The sequence below is a fragment of the Cupriavidus sp. CER-90 genome, assembly GCF_057652055.1.
In genome coordinates, this window is sequence record NZ_JBYGYM010000001.1 from 216,119 (window position 1) to 233,131 (window position 17,013).

11 protein-coding genes are annotated in these 17,013 nt (G+C 67.9%); 6 read left to right on the forward strand and 5 right to left on the reverse strand.

Translation table 11 applies throughout. The annotated features are described in order from the left end of the window. Positions 1 to 37 precede the first annotated feature (37 nt). Together shc and AC24R4_RS00965 are read right to left on the reverse strand one after the other, a co-directional pair. The gene (gene shc / locus AC24R4_RS00960) at positions 38 to 2,017 is read right to left on the reverse strand and encodes a squalene--hopene cyclase (RefSeq protein WP_487521980.1); all 1,980 of its coding nucleotides are present in this window, start codon (positions 2,015 to 2,017) and stop codon (positions 38 to 40) included. Next, the gene (locus tag AC24R4_RS00965; RefSeq protein WP_153948493.1) at positions 2,014 to 2,601 is read right to left on the reverse strand and encodes a TetR/AcrR family transcriptional regulator; all 588 of its coding nucleotides are present in this window, start codon (positions 2,599 to 2,601) and stop codon (positions 2,014 to 2,016) included. The genes shc and AC24R4_RS00965 overlap by 4 nt, the downstream gene beginning before the upstream one ends. Before the next feature lie 169 nt (positions 2,602 to 2,770). Between AC24R4_RS00965 and AC24R4_RS00970 the strand changes: the two genes are divergently transcribed. After that, positions 2,771 to 4,324 carry a methyl-accepting chemotaxis protein gene (locus AC24R4_RS00970; protein WP_487521981.1) on the forward strand — a complete coding sequence of 518 codons (1,554 nt, stop codon included), beginning with the start codon at positions 2,771 to 2,773 and terminating at the stop codon, positions 4,322 to 4,324. A 23-nt stretch (positions 4,325 to 4,347) separates the two neighbouring features. On the opposite strand, the gene AC24R4_RS00975 is transcribed toward AC24R4_RS00970, so the two are convergent. From AC24R4_RS00975 to AC24R4_RS00985, 3 genes are all read right to left on the reverse strand, one after another. Beyond that, entirely contained in the window at positions 4,348 to 4,611 is a 264-nt protein-coding gene (locus tag AC24R4_RS00975) for a DUF1653 domain-containing protein (RefSeq protein WP_400397528.1), read from the reverse strand. A 147-nt stretch (positions 4,612 to 4,758) separates the two neighbouring features. Continuing rightward, complete coding sequence (locus AC24R4_RS00980; RefSeq protein WP_487521982.1) at positions 4,759 to 5,832, reverse strand: NAD(P)-dependent alcohol dehydrogenase; 1,074 nt, start codon at positions 5,830 to 5,832, stop codon at positions 4,759 to 4,761. A gap of 156 nt (positions 5,833 to 5,988) precedes the next feature. Next, positions 5,989 to 7,671, reverse strand: coding sequence for a sigma-54 interaction domain-containing protein (locus AC24R4_RS00985; RefSeq protein ID WP_487522961.1), 1,683 nt, complete (start codon positions 7,669 to 7,671; stop codon positions 5,989 to 5,991). A 237-nt stretch (positions 7,672 to 7,908) separates the two neighbouring features. On the opposite strand from AC24R4_RS00985, the gene AC24R4_RS00990 reads away from it, so the two are divergent. The 5 genes from AC24R4_RS00990 to AC24R4_RS01010 all read left to right on the forward strand — a co-directional run bounded on the left by AC24R4_RS00990 (position 7,909) and on the right by AC24R4_RS01010 (position 17,007). Then, positions 7,909 to 9,456 carry an acyl-CoA carboxylase subunit beta gene (locus AC24R4_RS00990; protein ID WP_487521983.1) on the forward strand — a complete coding sequence of 516 codons (1,548 nt, stop codon included), beginning with the start codon at positions 7,909 to 7,911 and terminating at the stop codon, positions 9,454 to 9,456. 54 nt (positions 9,457 to 9,510) lie between these two features. Next, entirely contained in the window at positions 9,511 to 12,828 is a 3,318-nt protein-coding gene (locus AC24R4_RS00995) for an acetyl-CoA carboxylase family protein (RefSeq protein ID WP_487521984.1), read from the forward strand. Between the two features lie 43 nt (positions 12,829 to 12,871). Then, positions 12,872 to 15,337, forward strand: coding sequence for a CaiB/BaiF CoA-transferase family protein (locus AC24R4_RS01000; protein ID WP_487521985.1), 2,466 nt, complete (start codon positions 12,872 to 12,874; stop codon positions 15,335 to 15,337). A 57-nt stretch (positions 15,338 to 15,394) separates the two neighbouring features. Further along, positions 15,395 to 16,393 carry a Bug family tripartite tricarboxylate transporter substrate binding protein gene (locus AC24R4_RS01005; protein ID WP_487521986.1) on the forward strand — a complete coding sequence of 333 codons (999 nt, stop codon included), beginning with the start codon at positions 15,395 to 15,397 and terminating at the stop codon, positions 16,391 to 16,393. A 200-nt stretch (positions 16,394 to 16,593) separates the two neighbouring features. Then, positions 16,594 to 17,007, forward strand: coding sequence for a cupin domain-containing protein (locus AC24R4_RS01010; RefSeq protein WP_400395910.1), 414 nt, complete (start codon positions 16,594 to 16,596; stop codon positions 17,005 to 17,007). Positions 17,008 to 17,013 lie beyond the last annotated feature (6 nt).

Genomic DNA, 17,013 nt, shown 5'->3' on the forward strand with positions numbered 1-17,013 from the left:
GAAGAAGGGGCGCCTCGGCGCCCCTTCTTCATGAACCTCAAGCCAGTTCCTGCTCCGGCACCGCCGCCATCTGTCTGGCCGCGGGCTGCCGGCTCGCGGTCAGCCGCCGGTAGCGCCCCAGCGCCCACAGCGGAAAGTACGCGGTATAGCCGTGGTACTTCAGGTGGAAGATGCGCGGGAAACCGGGGGCATTGTGATAAGGATGGGTCCAGAAGCCGTCCGGGCCCTGCGCGTCCACCAGCCACGCCACGCCGCGCCTGACCGAATCCGATTCGTGCTCGCCCAGCGCCAGCTGGCCCAGCAGCGCCCACGCCGTATGCTCGGCGGTGCTGCCCGCGTCGTGCGTGCCTGCCAGTTCGGGGTGCAGGTAGCTGTCGTTGGTCTCGCCCCAGCCGCCGTCGGCGTTCTGCTTGCCGCGCAGCCAGTCCACCGCACGGCGCATCATCGGCAGCTTGCGGTCCACGCCCGCCAGCGCCAGGCCGGCCAGCACGCTCCACGTGCCATAGATATAGTTGGTGCCCCAGCGGCCCCACCAGCTGCCGTCGGCCTGCTGCGTCTGGCGCAGATATCCGATGCAGCGTTCACGCGCGCTGGCGTCCTGCGGGCGGTTGGTCACGCCCATGGCCAGCAGCATGCGGCCGGACACGTCTTCGGTGGGCGGGTCGAGCAGGGCGCCGTGATCGGCGAACGGAATCGCGTTCAGGTAATCGCGGTCGCAGTTGGCGTCGAACGCGCCAAAGCCGCCGTTCTTCGACTGCAGCCCGATCGACCAGTCCAGTGCGCGCTCCACGTGCGGCCGGAAGCGTTCGGCCTGGCCGGTGCGCTTGCCGTGGGCGTGCAGCATGGCCAGCACCACGGCGGTATCGTCGATGTCCGGGTAGTAAGGGTTTTCGTACTGGAACGCCCAGCCGCCCGGCGGCGTGGCCGGCGCGGCGTTGTGCTGCCAGTCGCCCACCAGATCCAGCACCTGCCGTTCGGTCAGCCAGTCGTAGCCGCGCGCGATGGCGGCCTTCGATTGATCGGTGGCCGGTGCCTGCTCCAGCGCCATCAGGCTCCAGGCGGTATCCCACACCGGCGACAGGCAGGGCTGGCAGTACGAGATGCCGTCGTCGCGGTGGACGATCAGCTTCTTCAGCGCGTCCATGCAGTCGCGGCGCATCGGATGGTCCTTGGCGTAGCCCATCAGCACCATCATTTCATAGGCGTAGACCATCGGCGGGAAGATGCCGCCGAAGCCGTCCTCGCCGTTCATCCGCTCCTCGCTCCACTGCACGGCGCGCTGGATGGCCTTGCGGCGCAGCGCGCGCGGGATCAGCGGCTCCACGTGGCGTACCACCCGGTCGAGCTTCAGGAACAGGCCCTGCAGGCCGGGCTTGCGCGGGAAGTACTCGGTCTCCTGCTCGGGCGGCGTCACGAACAGTTCCTGCACGCGGATGCCGAGCGGGTTCTTCGCCTGCGCGCGCATCGAGCACAGCACCAGCAGCGGCACCATGGTCGTGCGGGCCCAGTAGGCCACCTTGTCCATATGGATCGGGGCCCAGCGCGGGAACAGCACGAACTCCACCGGCATGAACGGCGTGGCGCGCCAGGGCACTTCGCCAAACGTGGCCAGCAGGATGCGCGTGAACACGTTCGACCTGGCCGCGCCACCGCGCGCCAGGATGGCATCGCGGGCACGCACCATGTGCGGGGCGTCGGGCGAATCGCCGGCGGCCTTCAGCGCGAAGTACGCCTTGACGCTGCACGACACATCGAGATCGCCGCCGTAGTACAGGTCCCAGGCGCCGTGCCGGTCCAGCCGCTGCAGGGCGCGCAGGTACTTCGCCATGCGGGCTTGCAACGCCGTGTCGATCTCGTCGACAAAATGCATCATCAGGATGTATTCGGCCGTGATCGTGGCGTCGGATTCGAGTTCGAAACACCAGTGGCCGTCGGGATGCTGCTTGTCCAGCAGCGCGTCGCGCGCACGCGCCAGGACGGCATCGATATCGGATGCCGGAATATCTTGTGGAGTCATGCTTGTTCTGGTTCCGTGCAGGGCTGGGTCAGCTGTTCAAGATGGCCAACCAGCGCCGCGCGTTGGGCGGGATCGATGGTGCGATGGCCGAGCAGGTCGGCCAGCCAGAGGCCGTCGGCGGCCAGCCGGCACAGCAGCAGGCGCGTGGCGTCTTCGCACTGGGCCGCGTCACGCTGCAGCGACGCGGCTTCCCATTCCTGGTAGGGCATGCGGAATTCCGGGCGGGCCATGACGAGCATCATGGCGGCCTTCCAGAGTTCGCGTTCGCCCGCTTCGACAAAGCCATCGGCCGATGCCCGCAGGTAGGCGCGCGTGTTGCGGCCGTGCGGCTCGGCGTCGGATTCTGCCACCGTGGTCACCTGGCGCTTGAAATGGTCAAGCACCTCGCTGGACAGCGCCTGCAGCAGTTCCTGCTTGCTGGAGAAGTGATGCTGCAGCCCGCCCTTCGATACACCGGCGCGGGCCGCCACGGCGCTGAGCGTCACCGCGCCGATGCCTTCCTCGACCAGCAGGTCGATGGTGGCGGCGATCAGTCGATCGCGAATCAGCTGGGGCTGCTTGGGGCGGCGGTGGGCTTCACTCATGGCGCCGGAAGATACCATCCGGCCGGATTGTTTGCAAACCGATGCGGCGCCTAGGCCGCTTTTTTGGTGTCGCCATGTCTACATTTGTCTACATGAGAGGGCGTGCCTTCAGTCGCGGGATTCGACGCCGTTAGTGCGCTGCAGCATCGACTTCCGCTTCTGTATCGCCATGCCAAGTCAACTTTCGATTCGATTCCGCCTGAACGCGGCGCTGGCCGTGCTGGCTGCGCTGCTGACCTTGATCGGCACCATCGGCGTCCTCGGGATGCGCGCGTCCATCGCCGATATCCACGAGATCTACACCAACCAGCTGGCATCTACGCGCTTTGTCGCGACATCACAGCTCAATGCCGCCGTGGTGCGCACCACGCTCGATCGCGCGGTGTTCCATCCCGACTCCGCCGATGTGCCGACCACCATCGACAAGGCGGTGGCCTACCGCGAGAAGTCCGAGAAGGCGTGGAGCGCCTACCAGGCGCTGGCCAAGTCCGCCGACGAGAAGGCGCTGTCCGACAAGGTCGAAGCCCTGCGTAGCAAATTCTTCAACGAAGGCGTGGCGCCGCTGATCGCCGCACTGCGCGCCCACGACGCTGCCGCCATCGACCAACAGGTCATGGCGAAGATCCCGCCGATGTTCGTGGAGCTGACCGCCGCCGTAAATGCGCTCGAACGCAGTCAGAGCGACCAGGCGCAGGCGCTGTACGACAAGGCCACGGCGCGCTCGCAGCGGTTCCTGTGGATGGTGGCCGGCGCGATCGCGGTCGGCATCGTCGGGGCGCTGCTTTGCGCCATTGGCCTGCGCCGTGCCATTTCGGAGCCGCTGGTACGCATGCTGGAGAGTTTTGGCCGGATTTCCCAGGGCGACCTGACCGAACGCATTCGCGTGACCAGTCAGGACGAGATGGGCGACCTGACCCAGGGCCTGCGTCAGATGCAGTCGGGCCTGATCGATGCCATCCAGACCATGCGTGGCGGCAGCGATGCGATTGCCACGGCCACGCGCCAGATCGCGGCGGGCAACCTGGATCTGTCGCAACGCACCGAGCAGCAGGCCAGCGCGCTGGAAGAAACTGCCGCAAGCATGGAACAGCTGACCGCCATCGTGCGGCAGAACGCCGAGAACGCCCAGCAGGCCAACCAGCTGGCCGCGGCCGCTTCGGAAACCGCGTCGCGCGGCGGCGAAGACATGCGCAACGTGGTGGCCACGATGAGCGGCATCCAGCATGCGTCGCGCAAGATTGGCGAAATTACGGCGGTGATCGAAGGCATCGCGTTCCAGACCAACATCCTGGCCCTGAATGCCGCCGTGGAAGCGGCCCGCGCGGGCGAGCAGGGTCGTGGCTTTGCCGTGGTGGCCGGCGAGGTGCGCGAACTGGCGCAACGGTCGGCAACGGCCGCCAAGGAAATCGTCCAGCTGATCAACGACACCGTGAGCCAGGTGGAAGCCGGCACGCAGCAGGTGGACAAGGCCGGCACCACGATGCGTGACCTGGTGCAGGCGGTGGGCCGCGTGACGTCGATCATGGGCGAGATCAGCACGGCGTCGCGCGAGCAGAGCGCCGGCATCGACCAGGTGGGCAAGGCCGTCACGCAGATGGACCAGATGACGCAGCAGAACGCCGCGCTGGTGGAAGAGGCCGCCGCGGCAGCCAAGGCGCTGGAAGAGCAGGCCGATGTGCTGAAGGCGTCGGTGTCGTCGTTCCAGGTGCCGGCGGCGGTGTAAGTCGCGGGGCCTCCGTGCCCCGCTCAGGCCTCGGTCAGCGGGGCAAAACGCACGCGCTCATCGTCCAGTCGCCCGTGGAACATCTCCGCCGGCCGCACCCACGGCGACGTGTTGTGCGGCCAGATATGCACGTAGACGGTCAGGATTTCGTCGTTCTCCGAATGCCTGGCTTCGAAGATGCGCCGGTACAGGCCGCCCTTGTAGTGCCGGTGCGTGGCCAGCTTCAGCGCGTCGGCCTCGCTGGTGACCTGGTAGCGCGGCGTCTTGCCTTCGCCGAATTCACCCACCAGCGCAAAAGCCTGGCGGATGGCGTCGATGTCCGTGTCTTGCATGAGGAATTCCGGTTGGGTCGGCCTGGCCCGGTGCTGGCCCAGGCGGGGCCGGCATTCTACTCCGGGCAGGGCCGACGCTTCTCCGCGGCGCCTCGGACGGCATCACGGCGTGATGGCCACCTTCAGCACCCCGTCGCGCTGGTTGGCAAAGAGGTCATAGGCCGATTCGATATCGGCCAGCTTGTAGTGGTGCGTGACCAGCGGCGACAGGTTCACCCGCTGCGTCTCGATCACGTTCATCAGGCGGCGCATGCGTTCCTTGCCACCGGGGCACAGCGACGTGATGATCTTGTGGTCGCCCAGGCCGGCGGCGAACGGGCCCAGCGGGATGCGCAGGTCGGTGGAATAGACGCCCAGGCTGGACAGCGTGCCGCCTGGCTTCAGCACGCGCAGCGCGGCCTCGAAGGTGGCCTGCGTGCCCAGGGCCTCGATGGCGGCATCGACGCCCCGGCCGCCAGTCAGCCGCAGGATTTCATCGACGACATCGGTATTGCGGAAATTGACGACTTCGTCGGCGCCCATATGGCGGGCGATCGCCAGGCGCTCGTCAATGCCATCGACGACGATGATTTTCGAGGCCCCACGCAGCCGTGCGCCGGCCGTGGCGCACAGGCCAATCGGCCCCTGCGCGAAGACCGCCACGATATCGCCAATCTTGATATTGGCCTGTTCGGCCCCTGCAAAGCCGGTGGACATGATGTCCGGACACATCAGCACCTGCTCGTCGGTCAGCCCGTCGGGAATCGGTGCCAGGTTGGCCTGGGCATCGGGCACCAGCACGTATTCGGCCTGCGTGCCGTCGATGGTGTTGCCAAAGCGCCAGCCACCCATCGGCTTGTAGCCATGGCCGTGCGACTGGCCGTCCTGCGACGCGCAGCCGTCCTGGCAGGCGTACGAGTAAAAGCTCGGACAAATCGCCCCCGCAATCACGCGCTGGCCTTCCTGATAGCCGGTGACGTTGCTGCCCAGCTTCTCGATCACGCCGACCGGCTCGTGTCCAATGGTCAGGCCCGGCTGCACCGGGTATTCGCCTTTGAGGATGTGAACGTCGGTACCGCAGATCGTGGTGGTGGTGATCCGGATCAAGGCATCGCCGGGACCGACGCTGGGGATGGGCTTTTCCTGAAGGGTGATCCTGCCGGGACCTTGAAAGACGGCAGCACGCATGGTGGGCATGGTTTGGCTCCTGAAGACTTCGGCGGAAGGGCGGCCGTGGGGGCGAACGGCGCGCCGCTTTCAGTCTATTGCCACAGATTTGCGCCAGTGTTGATCAGAGTCGGAGGATGCAGACGTTGACCTGTGGCGCGTCTGGCGTGCGTGGCATCGCTGGTTCTACCGCCCGCCGCGCTCAAGAATCTTGTACAGATGCGACCGCGATATCCGCAATTGCGCTGCCGCGCGTTTCTTGTTGCCGCCGTGGCGGGCGATGGCATCGAGCACCGCCGCATAGGCCAGCCCGCTCATGCCGCCCCCGGTGTCCGCCGGCGGCGAGGCCAGGGCCGCGCCATCGTTGCCGGGTGCGCCGGACAACGCTGAGCCGAAGGGGGCCGCCTCGGGGATATCCAGCGCCACAACCGTTCCACGCGCCGCATCCCCCCGCGCAAAGTCCGCCACCTTCAGCGCGCGGCCATCGCAAAACACCAGCGCCTCTTCCACGCGTTGCCGTAGCTGTCGGACATTGCCCGGCCATGGCTGCCCGGCCAGACACCGTGCCACATCATGCTCGATCCGGGGCGCGGGCATGCCGTTGCGCGTGCAGAAGGCTTCGACGAAATGCTGCAGCAGGGCCGGAATATCCTCGCGCCGTTGCCGGAGTGCGGGAATGCGCAGCACCACGCCGCTAAGCCGGTAATACAGGTCCAGACGGAATCTGCCGGCGTCGATCAGTTCGGGGATATCGCGATTGGTGGCCGATACCAGGCGGAAATCCACCTTGCGGGCGCGTCCGCTGCCTAGCCGTTCGACCATGTGGTCTTCCAGCACGCGCAGCAGTTTCACCTGCATTTCCATCGGAATATCGGCCACTTCATCGAGGAATACCGTACCGCCGGAAGCCAGTTCGAGCTTGCCGGCCTGGCCCTGACGCTTGCTGCCGGTGAAGGCGCCGGGGGCGTGGCCGAACAGTTCGGATTCGATCAGCGTGGCGGGCAGGGCGGCCAGGTTCAGGCTGACCAGCGGGCGCTCGGCGGCCGGGTCGTCGTGGCCGGTGCCGTGGATGGCGCGTGCCACCAGTTCCTTGCCGGTGCCGCTTTCGCCCAGGATCAGCACGGGCACGTCCAGCCGGGCCACGGTCTGGATTTCGCGGCGCAGACGCTGCATCGGCGCGCTTTCGCCGATCAGGCCCATATTCGACTGGCGTTCGCGCAGGCCCTCCACTTCGCGCTGGTAGCGGGCCACCTCCGAACGCAGCGTCACCAGTTCCTTGTGCATCCGCAGCAGTTCCTCCGGCCCCTTGAACATCACCTGGCCGATGGCGCCCACCACGTTGCCGTGCTGGCGGATCGGAATGCGGTTGACCACCCGGGTGGTGTGATTCAGCTGCTGCAGTTGGCCGATCTCGGCCTTGCCGCTGCTGACCACCTGCGGCAGCCGCGAGTTCGGAATCACCTCGGCCGCCGCGCGCCCGATGCCTGCCCCTGGGGCCAGGCTCAGAAATTTCTCGTGGACCGGGCTGATAAAGCGCACCAGCCCCGCGTGGTCGACCACGGTGATGGCCTGGTAGGGATCGTTCAGGAAGTGGTCGAGGATGGCATCGGCAAACGGCACGGTGCCCAGGAAATCGAACAGCGTGGCCTGGGCGTCGGCGCGATGCAGCAGGATCAGGTGGCGATTGGCGTCTTCGAGCGACAAGCCGATGTAGCGCGCCTGGCCGACTTCCACCGGAAACAGTCGCCGGCCGCTTGCCGGATCGGCGTTTGCCCGGGCAACCCGCGCCGCGTGTGCCACGGCGGGATCGGCACAGACGCCGAAGGCTGTCACGGGATCGCCATCGCCCTGGCATACCAGCGCGCCAATGCACGCGGCATCCGGACGCGGATCGCGCTTGGGGACCGTCGCCTGTGTTGTCTCCGTGGACACGTGTCTCCTGTCGTGTCCTCGTTGCGGACACTTTGATGTATTTGTCACGGACATCTTAACGATGTCATACGGAATTCTCAATGTAATCAAGGCGGGGACAAGTACCTGAAATCTGGCACGACTTGTGCGGAGTGTCTTCGCATCAACACCAGAAAGACAGTCGGAGACAGACACGTGAGTTGGCAGCCTGAAGTGGACGAACTGGCCTGGCGGCGGCGGCTGGCCGCCCGCATGGGCGGTGACAGCAAGGTGGAGCGCCACAAGGCGGCGGGCAAGCTGACGGTGCGCGAGCGGGTCGATGCGATTGCCGATCCCGGGTCGTTTCGCGAGGTGGGCGGCCTGAGCGGCAGCGGCCGCTATGACAGCAACGGCCGGCTGATCGACCTGATTCCGTCGAACCTGGTCATGGGCCGCGCGCAGGTGGACGGCCGCCCCGTGGTACTGGTGGGCGACGATTTCACGGTGCGCGGCGGAGCCAACGATGGCGCGCCCGGCGACAAGCTGATCCATGCCGAAAAAATGGCCCACGACCTGCGGCTGCCGATGATCCGGCTGGTGGACGGCACGGGCGGCGGCGGCTCGGTGCGCAATATCGAGATCAAGGGCCACACGCTGATTCCCACCATGAAGGTCTGGCAGTACGTGGTGGAAAACATGGCCACTGTGCCCGTGGTGTCGCTGGCGCTGGGCTCCGTGGCCGGCATGGGCGCGGCGCGCGTGGCGGCCAGCCACTATTCGGTGATGGTCAAGGAGACCTCGCAGCTGTTCAGCGAAGGGCCGCCGCTGGTGGCGCAGGCCGGCCAGGACATCGGCAAGAACGAGCTGGGCGGCAGCCAGATCCACACCCGCAATGGCGTGGTGGACGACGAGGTGGCCACCGAGCAGCAGGCCTTTGCGCGTGCCCGGCAGTTCCTGTCCTACCTGCCGGCCTCGGTGTATGACCTGCCGCCCCGGACGGAAACCGGCGATAGCCCGTCGCGGCGCGACGACTGGCTGCTGGCGGCCATTCCGCGCGACACGCGTGCCCCGTACCAGATCCGGCCGATCCTGGAGACACTGGTCGATGCCGGATCGTTTTTCGAGACCGGCACGCAGTGGGGACGGGCCATCGTCACGGGGCTGGCCCGGCTCGATGGCTGGCCGGTGGCCGTGATCGCCAGCGACCCGGGCTGGCACGGCGGCAACTGGGATAGCGACACCGCCGAGAAATTCACGCGCTTTGTCGATCTGGCGCAGACCTTCCATCTGCCGGTGGTGCATCTGGTGGATACGGCGGGCTTCCAGGTCGGGCCGGAGGCCGAGCAGGCCGGGATCATGCGCTACGGCGTGCGGGCGCTGGCCGCCGTCTACCAGGCCACGGTGCCCTGGTGTTCGGTCATCGTGCGGCGCGCCTATGGCGTGGCGGCGGCCGGGCATCAGCACATGGGGCGGTTCAATTTCCGCTACGCGTGGCCGTCGGCCAACTGGGGGGCCTTGCCGATAGAGGGCGGCCTCGAAGTGGCTTACAAGGCCGAGATCGAGGGCGCGGACGACCCCGTGCAGAAGCGCGCCGAGATCGAACAGCGCGTGCGCAGCCTGACTTCACCGTTCCGTAGCGCCGAGGCGTTCGTCATCGAAGACATCATCGATCCGCGCGATACCCGCGCGCTGCTGTGCGAATTCGCCACCCTTGCCGCGCCGCTGCGCGAGCCCGGTGTCAGCCGTTTTGGCGTGCGGCCCTGAGCCGGCGCCGCCGACACACCACATCAGAACATCAGAACGACACAGGAGAGAGACTTGAAGAAGCTGCTGATTGCAAACCGGGGCGAGATTGCCCTGCGTATTTTGCGGGCCGCGCGGGATCTGGATATCGGCACCGTGGCGGTCTATTCGCAGGACGACGTCAGCGCGCTGCATCGCGTGCTGGCCGACGAGGCCGTGGCGCTCGATGGCGCGGGTCCGGCCGCCTACATCGACATCGCGGGCATCGTCGCCGCGGCCAAGGCCACCGGCTGCGATGCGGTCCACCCGGGCTATGGCTTCCTGAGCGAGCGCGCAGACTTTGCGCAGGCGTGCGCGGCGGCCGGCATCCGGTTTATCGGCCCCGACGTCGAGCATCTGGCGATCTTCGGCGACAAGGGCCGGGCGCTGGAACTGGCCGTGCAGAGCGATGTGCCGGTGATGCCGGCCACGCATGGCGGTGCAACGCTGGAAGAGATCACGGCCTTCTTCGATGCGCAGGGCGCGGCCGGCGTGGTCATCAAGGCGGTGGGCGGCGGCGGCGGGCGCGGCATGCGGGTGGTGCGCCGGCGCGAAGACGTGGCCGAAGCCTATGCGCGCTGCCGTTCCGAGGCGGCGTCGGCGTTCGGCATCGACGCGCTGTACGCGGAGCGGCTGGTGGCGCGGGCGCGCCATATCGAAGTGCAGATTGCCGGCGATGGCGTCGACGTGGTGGCGCTGGGCGAGCGCGACTGCACGCTGCAGCGCCGCTTCCAGAAGCTGGTGGAGATTGCGCCAAGCCCGGTGCTCAAGCCTCAGCTGCGCGAGGCCATCATCAAGGCCGCGCTGCGTTTGGCACGCCGGGTGCGCTATGCCAGCCTGGGGACGTTCGAGTTCCTGGTCGAGGAAAACGACGCGGGCGATCAGAAGGACTTCGTCTTTATCGAGGCCAATCCGCGCCTGCAGGTGGAGCATACGATCACCGAGCAGGTCACCGGCGTGGATCTGGTGGCGCTGCAGATCGGGCTGGCGGCCGGGCGCACGCTGGGCGACCTGGGGCTGGACCCGGCCGCGCCGCCGCAACCGCGCGGCTTTGCGATCCAGGTGCGCGTCAACGCCGAGATGACCGATGCCAACGGCCTGGCGCGCCCGGCGCACGGCCGCCTGGAGCGATTCGACCCGCCGACCGGGCCCGATGTCCGCGTCGATACCCATGCCTACACCGGCTACGAGCCGTCGCCGAATTTCGACACGCTGCTGGCCAAGCTGATCGTCAGCAGTGGCACGCCGGATTTCGGCGCGGTGCTGCGCCGCCTGCAGCGCGCGCTGGCCGAATTCCGTATCGGCGGCGTGCCGACCAACCTGAACCTGCTGCGCGCGCTGGTGCAGCGGGACGAATTCCGGACCCAGGCCGTCCACACGCGCCATTTCGAGGCCATCCTGCCCGAACTGGCCGCCGCCGCGGAAGCGATTGCCGACGCGGGCCGCGCGCAGGACGCGCTCCTGGGCGGCACGGCACGTCCGCCGGTCCACGGCCTGGCGCATGCGGCGGGGCCCGAGGAACAGGTCGACGAAGGGCTGGTTGCAATCCGCGCGCCGCTGACAGGCCGCGTGGTGGATATCGCCGTCGAACTGAATGCGTTGGTCAAGCCCGGCCAGACCGTGGCCGTGCTCGACGCCATGAAGATGGAGCACGCGATCGTGGCCGAGTGCGCCGGCCGAGTGGTGGACCTGCGCCTGGAGAAGCAGGCGCTGGCGGCCGAGAACCAGATCCTGATCGTGCTGGAAGCCGCCGATGCCGAGGGCGTGGCGGCCGACACCGCGCAGGCGCACGATGCCAACGCCATCCGCGCCGATCTGCAGCGCGTGCTGGACCGGCACGCCATTCTGCATGACGCGGCGCGTCCCGATGCCGTGGCGCGGCGCCGCTCGCGTGGCCAGCGCACCGCCCGCGAGAACATCGCCGACCTGTGCGACGCCGACAGCTTTGTCGAATATGGCGCGCTGGCGCTGGCCGCCCAGGCAAGCCGCCGCACCCGCGAAGATCTGATCGCCAACACGCCGGCCGATGGCCTGATTACCGGCATCGGCAACGTCAATGCCGACCTGGTCGGCAAGGAGCGCGCCCGCAGCGCGGTAATGGCCTACGACGCCACGGTGATGGCGGGTACGCAGGGCAAGCGCAACCATATCAAGACAGACCGCATCGTGGAGGTGGCGCTGCGCGACGAACTGCCGCTGGTGCTGTTTGGCGAAGGGGGCGGCGGGCGGCCCGGCGATGTGGATTTTCCGTCGGTATCGGGCCTGTACCAGCCATCGTTCGCCGCCTTTGCCGAACTGAGCGGCCAGGTGCCGGTGGTGGGCATCGTGTCGGGCCGCTGCTTCGCGGGCAACGCGGCGTTCCTGGGCTGCTGCGATGTGATCATTGCCGACAAGTCGGCCAACATCGGCATGGCGGGGCCGGCCATGATCGAAGGCGGTGGCCTGGGCGTCTTCCGGCCCGAGGATGTGGGGCCGGCGCCGGTGCAGTTTGCCAATGGCGTGATCGACATCCTGGTGGAAAACGAGGCCGAAGCCACGCAGGCGGCCAAGCACTACCTGTCGATGTTCCAGGGCCGCGTCGCGCACTGGAGCGCGCCCGATCCGGTGGCGCTGCGCCACGTGGTGCCGGAGAACCGCCTGCGGGTCTACGACACGCGCAAGGCCATCGAGGGTATTGCCGATGTGGGCAGCGTGCTGATGCTGCGCGGCGGCTTCGGCGCGGGCATCCATACGGCGCTGGCGCGCGTGGAAGGCCAGCCGGTGGGCATCATGGCCAACAACCCATACCACCTGGGCGGGGCCATCGACGCCGATGCGGCCGACAAGGCGTCGCGCTTCATGCAGCTGTGCGACGCGCATGGCCTGCCGATCGTCTCGCTGATCGACACCCCGGGGTTCATGGTGGGCCCCGATGTCGAGGCCCGTGCGCAGGTACGCCACGTGTCGCGCATGTTCCTGACGGCGGCCAAGCTGCGCGTGGCGCTGCTGGCCGTGACGCTGCGCAAGGGCTATGGCCTGGGCGCGATGGCCATGGCGGGCGGCGGCTTCCGCTCGGCGAACTTCACGATCTCGTGGCCGACCGGCGAGTTCGGGCCGATGGGGCTGGAGGGCGCGGTACGGCTGGGCTTCAAGAAGGAGCTGGAAGCGGTGCCCGATGGCCCGGAGCGCAAGGCGCTGTTCGACCGGCTGGTGGCGCAATCGTACGAGCGCGGCCACGCGATAAACACGGCGGCGGCGGTGGAAATCGACGCGGTGGTCGATCCGGCCGACACGCGCAGATGGATCGCCCAGGGCATTGCGTCGGCGGCACTGCGCGGCGGCCGCGCGCGCCGCGGCTTTGTGGACGCCTGGTGAGCGCCCCCGTGGACGTTCGAAACCCAAGAATCAGGAGGCATTCATGACCAGGAATGGTCCAGATCCGGCGCAACTGGCGCTGGGGGGATTGCGCGTGCTGGAAATCGGTACCGGGCCGGCGCTGGCCTACGCGGGCAAGCTGTTTGCCGATTTTGGCGCCGAGGTCATCAAGGTGGAAGAGGCGGCCGGCGATGCCTGGCGGCGCATGCCGCCGTTGATCGACCCGCCTGGCGGCGGGCAGCCGGAGAGCGCACTGTTCGCGTGGCTCAATACGAACAAGCGCAGTGTCGTCTTCACGGGCGGCGCCGAGGACGACGCCTGGCTGGCGCAACCGGCCCGCACGTGCGATGTCGTGCTCGATGCGCGGGCGCTTGACGCGGGCATCGCCGTGCTCGAGCGGCCGGTGTGGCGGGCGCCGGGCGAGTCCCACGGCCATGTGCCCATCGACGTCGCGCTGACGTGGTTCGGCGAAAGCGGCCCCTACAGCGGGTTCGCGGGGACCGAGGCGGTCTGCCGGGGGCTGGCGGGGGCCGTGCATGGCAGCGGGCCGGTGGAAGGCCCACCGCATATGCCGCACGACGTGCAGACCGGCATCGTGGTGGGCCTGAGCGCATTTTCGGCGGCAGTCGGGGCGCTGCTCGGCACCGGCCAGGGCAGCCGGCGCTACGTGCTGAGCCTGCACGAGTGCATCTTCAGTGTGGTGGAGATGGAAGCGGGGATGGTGCAGGACAAGCGCCACCCGCTGCGCCGCATGGGCGTGAACCGCTTCTGCGGCACGCATCCGGGTGGCATCTACGAGACCGCCGATGGGTGGATCGGCATCTTCACGCATACCTTGCCGCAGTGGAAGGCGCTGTGCGAGGCGATCGGGCGTCCCGAACTTGGCAGCGATCCGCGCTTTGCCAGCGGGCCAGAACGGATGCTGGTGGCCGACGAGATCGACGCCTTCCTGAAGCCGGCGCTGCGCAGGCGGACGGCCGAAGAGTGGTTCGCGCTGCTGGGCGACAAGAAACACCCGGCCGTGGTGGTGCCCAGCATGGCGACGCTGCTGGGGCAGGCCGTGCATCGCGAGCGTGGCGCGTTCGTCCCGGTGGAACTGGACGGCGTGACGTTCGAGGGCCCCGTGGTGCCGCTGCGGCTCGACGATGCCGGGCCGCTGCCCGGCGGCAAGGCACCGGTGCTGGGCGCGGACACCGCGCACTATCGGCATGCGGGTCTCGATCGTCATCCGCGGCACGCTCTGGCCGCGGCGCCCGCCGGGCGCCTGCCGCTGGAGGGCATCCGCGTCATCGACCTGACCATGGGCTGGGCGGGGCCGCTGGCCACGCGGACGCTGGCCGATCTGGGCGCGGAGGTCATCAAGGTGGAAAGCACCGGCTATCCGGACTGGTGGCGCGGCGCGAATTTCACCGACGAGTTCTATCGGGACAGGCTGTACGAGAAGAACTCGAACTTCAACATGATGAACCGCAACAAGCTCGGCATCACGCTGGACCTGACGCGGCCGGAAGGCAAGGCGCTGTTGCTGGATCTGGTGGCGCACGCCGACGCGGTGATCGAGAACTACTCGGCCGAGGTGCTGCCCAAGCTCGGCCTGACCTACGACACCCTGCGCGCCCGCAATGACCGGCTGGTGATGGTGTCGATGCCGGCCTTCGGCCTGGGCAACGCGTGGAGCAACACGCGCGCCTATGGCGGCACGCTGGAACAGGCCAGCGGCCTGCCGTGCTACACGGGCCACCCCGAGGGTCCGCCGGCCATGACGTCGTACGCCTACGGCGATCCGATTGGCGGGCTGAACGCCGGCGCCGCGCTGCTGGTGGCGCTGTTCGCCCAGCGGGCCACGGGCAAGGGGCGGCATCTGAACCTGTCCCAGGTGGAGGCCATGCTGGCGCTGACCGCGCCGTACATGATCGAGCAGTCGGTATCGGGCCAGGTGGCACCGCGCCAGGGCAATCGCCATCCGATGGCCGCGCCGCACGGCTGCTACCGCTGCGCGGGCGACGACGGCTGGATCGTCGTGAGCGTGACCGATGCCCAGTGGCCTGCGCTATGCCAGGTGATCGGCCGCGCGGACCTGGCCGAAGGCACGGCGCTGGCCGATGCGGCCGGCCGGCGCGCGCAGCATGACCGCATCGACGCGGCCATTGCCGCCTGGTGTGCGACGCGCGAGCCCGACGACGCCATGCAGCAGCTTCAGCAGGCCGGCGTGGCCGCCGGCGCGGTCAAGCCCATGTGGCAGGTGCTGCAGGACCGCCATCTGCACGCGCGCGGCTTTTGGTGCGAGGTGGAGCGGCCCTACGTCGGGCGCTATGCCGCCAGCACCAGCTGGTTCCGTGGCATCGACGGGCCCGCGCCGATTCGCCAGGTGTCGCCCACGCTGGGGCAGCACACCGACCAGGTGCTGGCCAGCGTGCTGGGGCTCGGCGCCGAACAGCGCGAGGCGCTGGCGCGTCGGGGCATCACCGGACAGACCGCCCGGCCCAAGGGCGCCGGGACATCGGCCTAGCGCGATGTCCAGGACAGAAAACGCCAGATTCCAAGACCAATACGACAAGGAGACAACATGAACCGACGCGCACTGACCGCCGCCATGGCAATGGGATGCCTGCTGGCCGTGGGGCTGCCCGGCACCGCTGCCGCACAGAGCAGCCAGGCCGGCAACTGGCCGAACAAGCCGATCCGCATGATCGTGCCGTTCCCGGCCGGATCGTTCACCGACACCGTGGCACGCGTGCTGTCGGAACGGCTGACCCGGTCACTGGGGCAGCCGGTGGTGGTGGAGAACAAGGCCGGCGCGAACGGCCTGATCGGCGTGGGCGAGGCGGCGCGCGCGGCGCCCGACGGCTACACGCTGGTGGTGACCAATTCCAGCAGCGTCACCATCAATCCACATATCTACAAGAAGGCCAGCTACAAGGCCCGCGACCTGGCGCCGGTCACGCTGGTACTGGAGGCGCCGTTCATCCTGGTGACCAACCCCGAATGGTCGCAGAAGCACGCCGTGGCCACGGTGCCCGACCTGGTCCGCTACGCGTCGCAACATCCGGGAAAGATCAGCTACGGCTCGGCGGGCCCCGGCAACATCGCCCACCTGAGCTTTGCGATGCTGAACAACCGGGCCCGGATCAACACCACCCATGTGCCGTACAAATCCGCGGCCCAGGCGGAAATGGCGGTGATCAGCGGCGAGCTCGATACGGCGTTCGATACCTGGACCGCGCTGCCGCAGATCAAGGCCGGCAAGCTCAAGCCTATCGCCGTCAGTTCCACGCGGCGCATGACGCAGCTGCCTGACGTGCCGACCGTCGAGGAGGCTGGCCTCAAGCCGTTCAACTCCACGTTCTGGATCGGCCTGCTGGCACCGGCCGGCACCCCGCAGCCGATCGTCCAGAAACTGCACGCGGCCACGCGCGGCGTGCTGGAAGACGAAAAGGCCAAGGCGGCGCTGAGCCAGCAGGGCGATGTGGTGATGGTGGACCCGGAGAACTTCGCCAGGCGGATCGAGAAAGAAGAAGTGAGCTGGGATGCGGTGATCCAGAAGGAGAACATCACGCTGGATTGACCGACGGAGGGGTGCTGGACGGCGTGGCTGGGTGGCATTCCGGCCACATATCGATGTGACGCTGTCGCGGGCCATCGGTACCAATCCCTAGTTGACGCCATTTTTCATGGGCATAAAATCGGTTTCACAAACATGAAAACAGAGCGCCGGCCATCCGGTCCGGCGCCGCCATGGCGCCATCATTTGGAGACAGCCCACCCATGACCGCATCGTCCGCCGCCGCCAAGCCGGCGGGTCCCACCTATTTCGTTCGTACCGAAGAGGTTGCCGGCTATCACCCGGCCAACCATGTCGGCACCCTGAACCGCCGCATCATTGGCCGCGAAAATGTGGGTGCCACGCAACTCGAAGTCATCCACGGCACCATCGAGCGCGGCAAGGGCGCGCTGCCGCACGCGCACCCTGGCATCGAGCAGGTCTGCTACGTGCTGGAAGGGCGTGCGCGGGCCGAGGTCAATGGCCAGGCGCGCGAACTGGGCCCGGGCGACTGCTGCTTCTTTCCGGCCGATGCCATGCATGTGTTCACGGTGATCAGCGACGAGCCCGTGAAGCTGCTGGTGATTTATGCGCCACCTTACGAGGAATCACCGGATCGCGTGATTCGACCGGCCTGAACACCG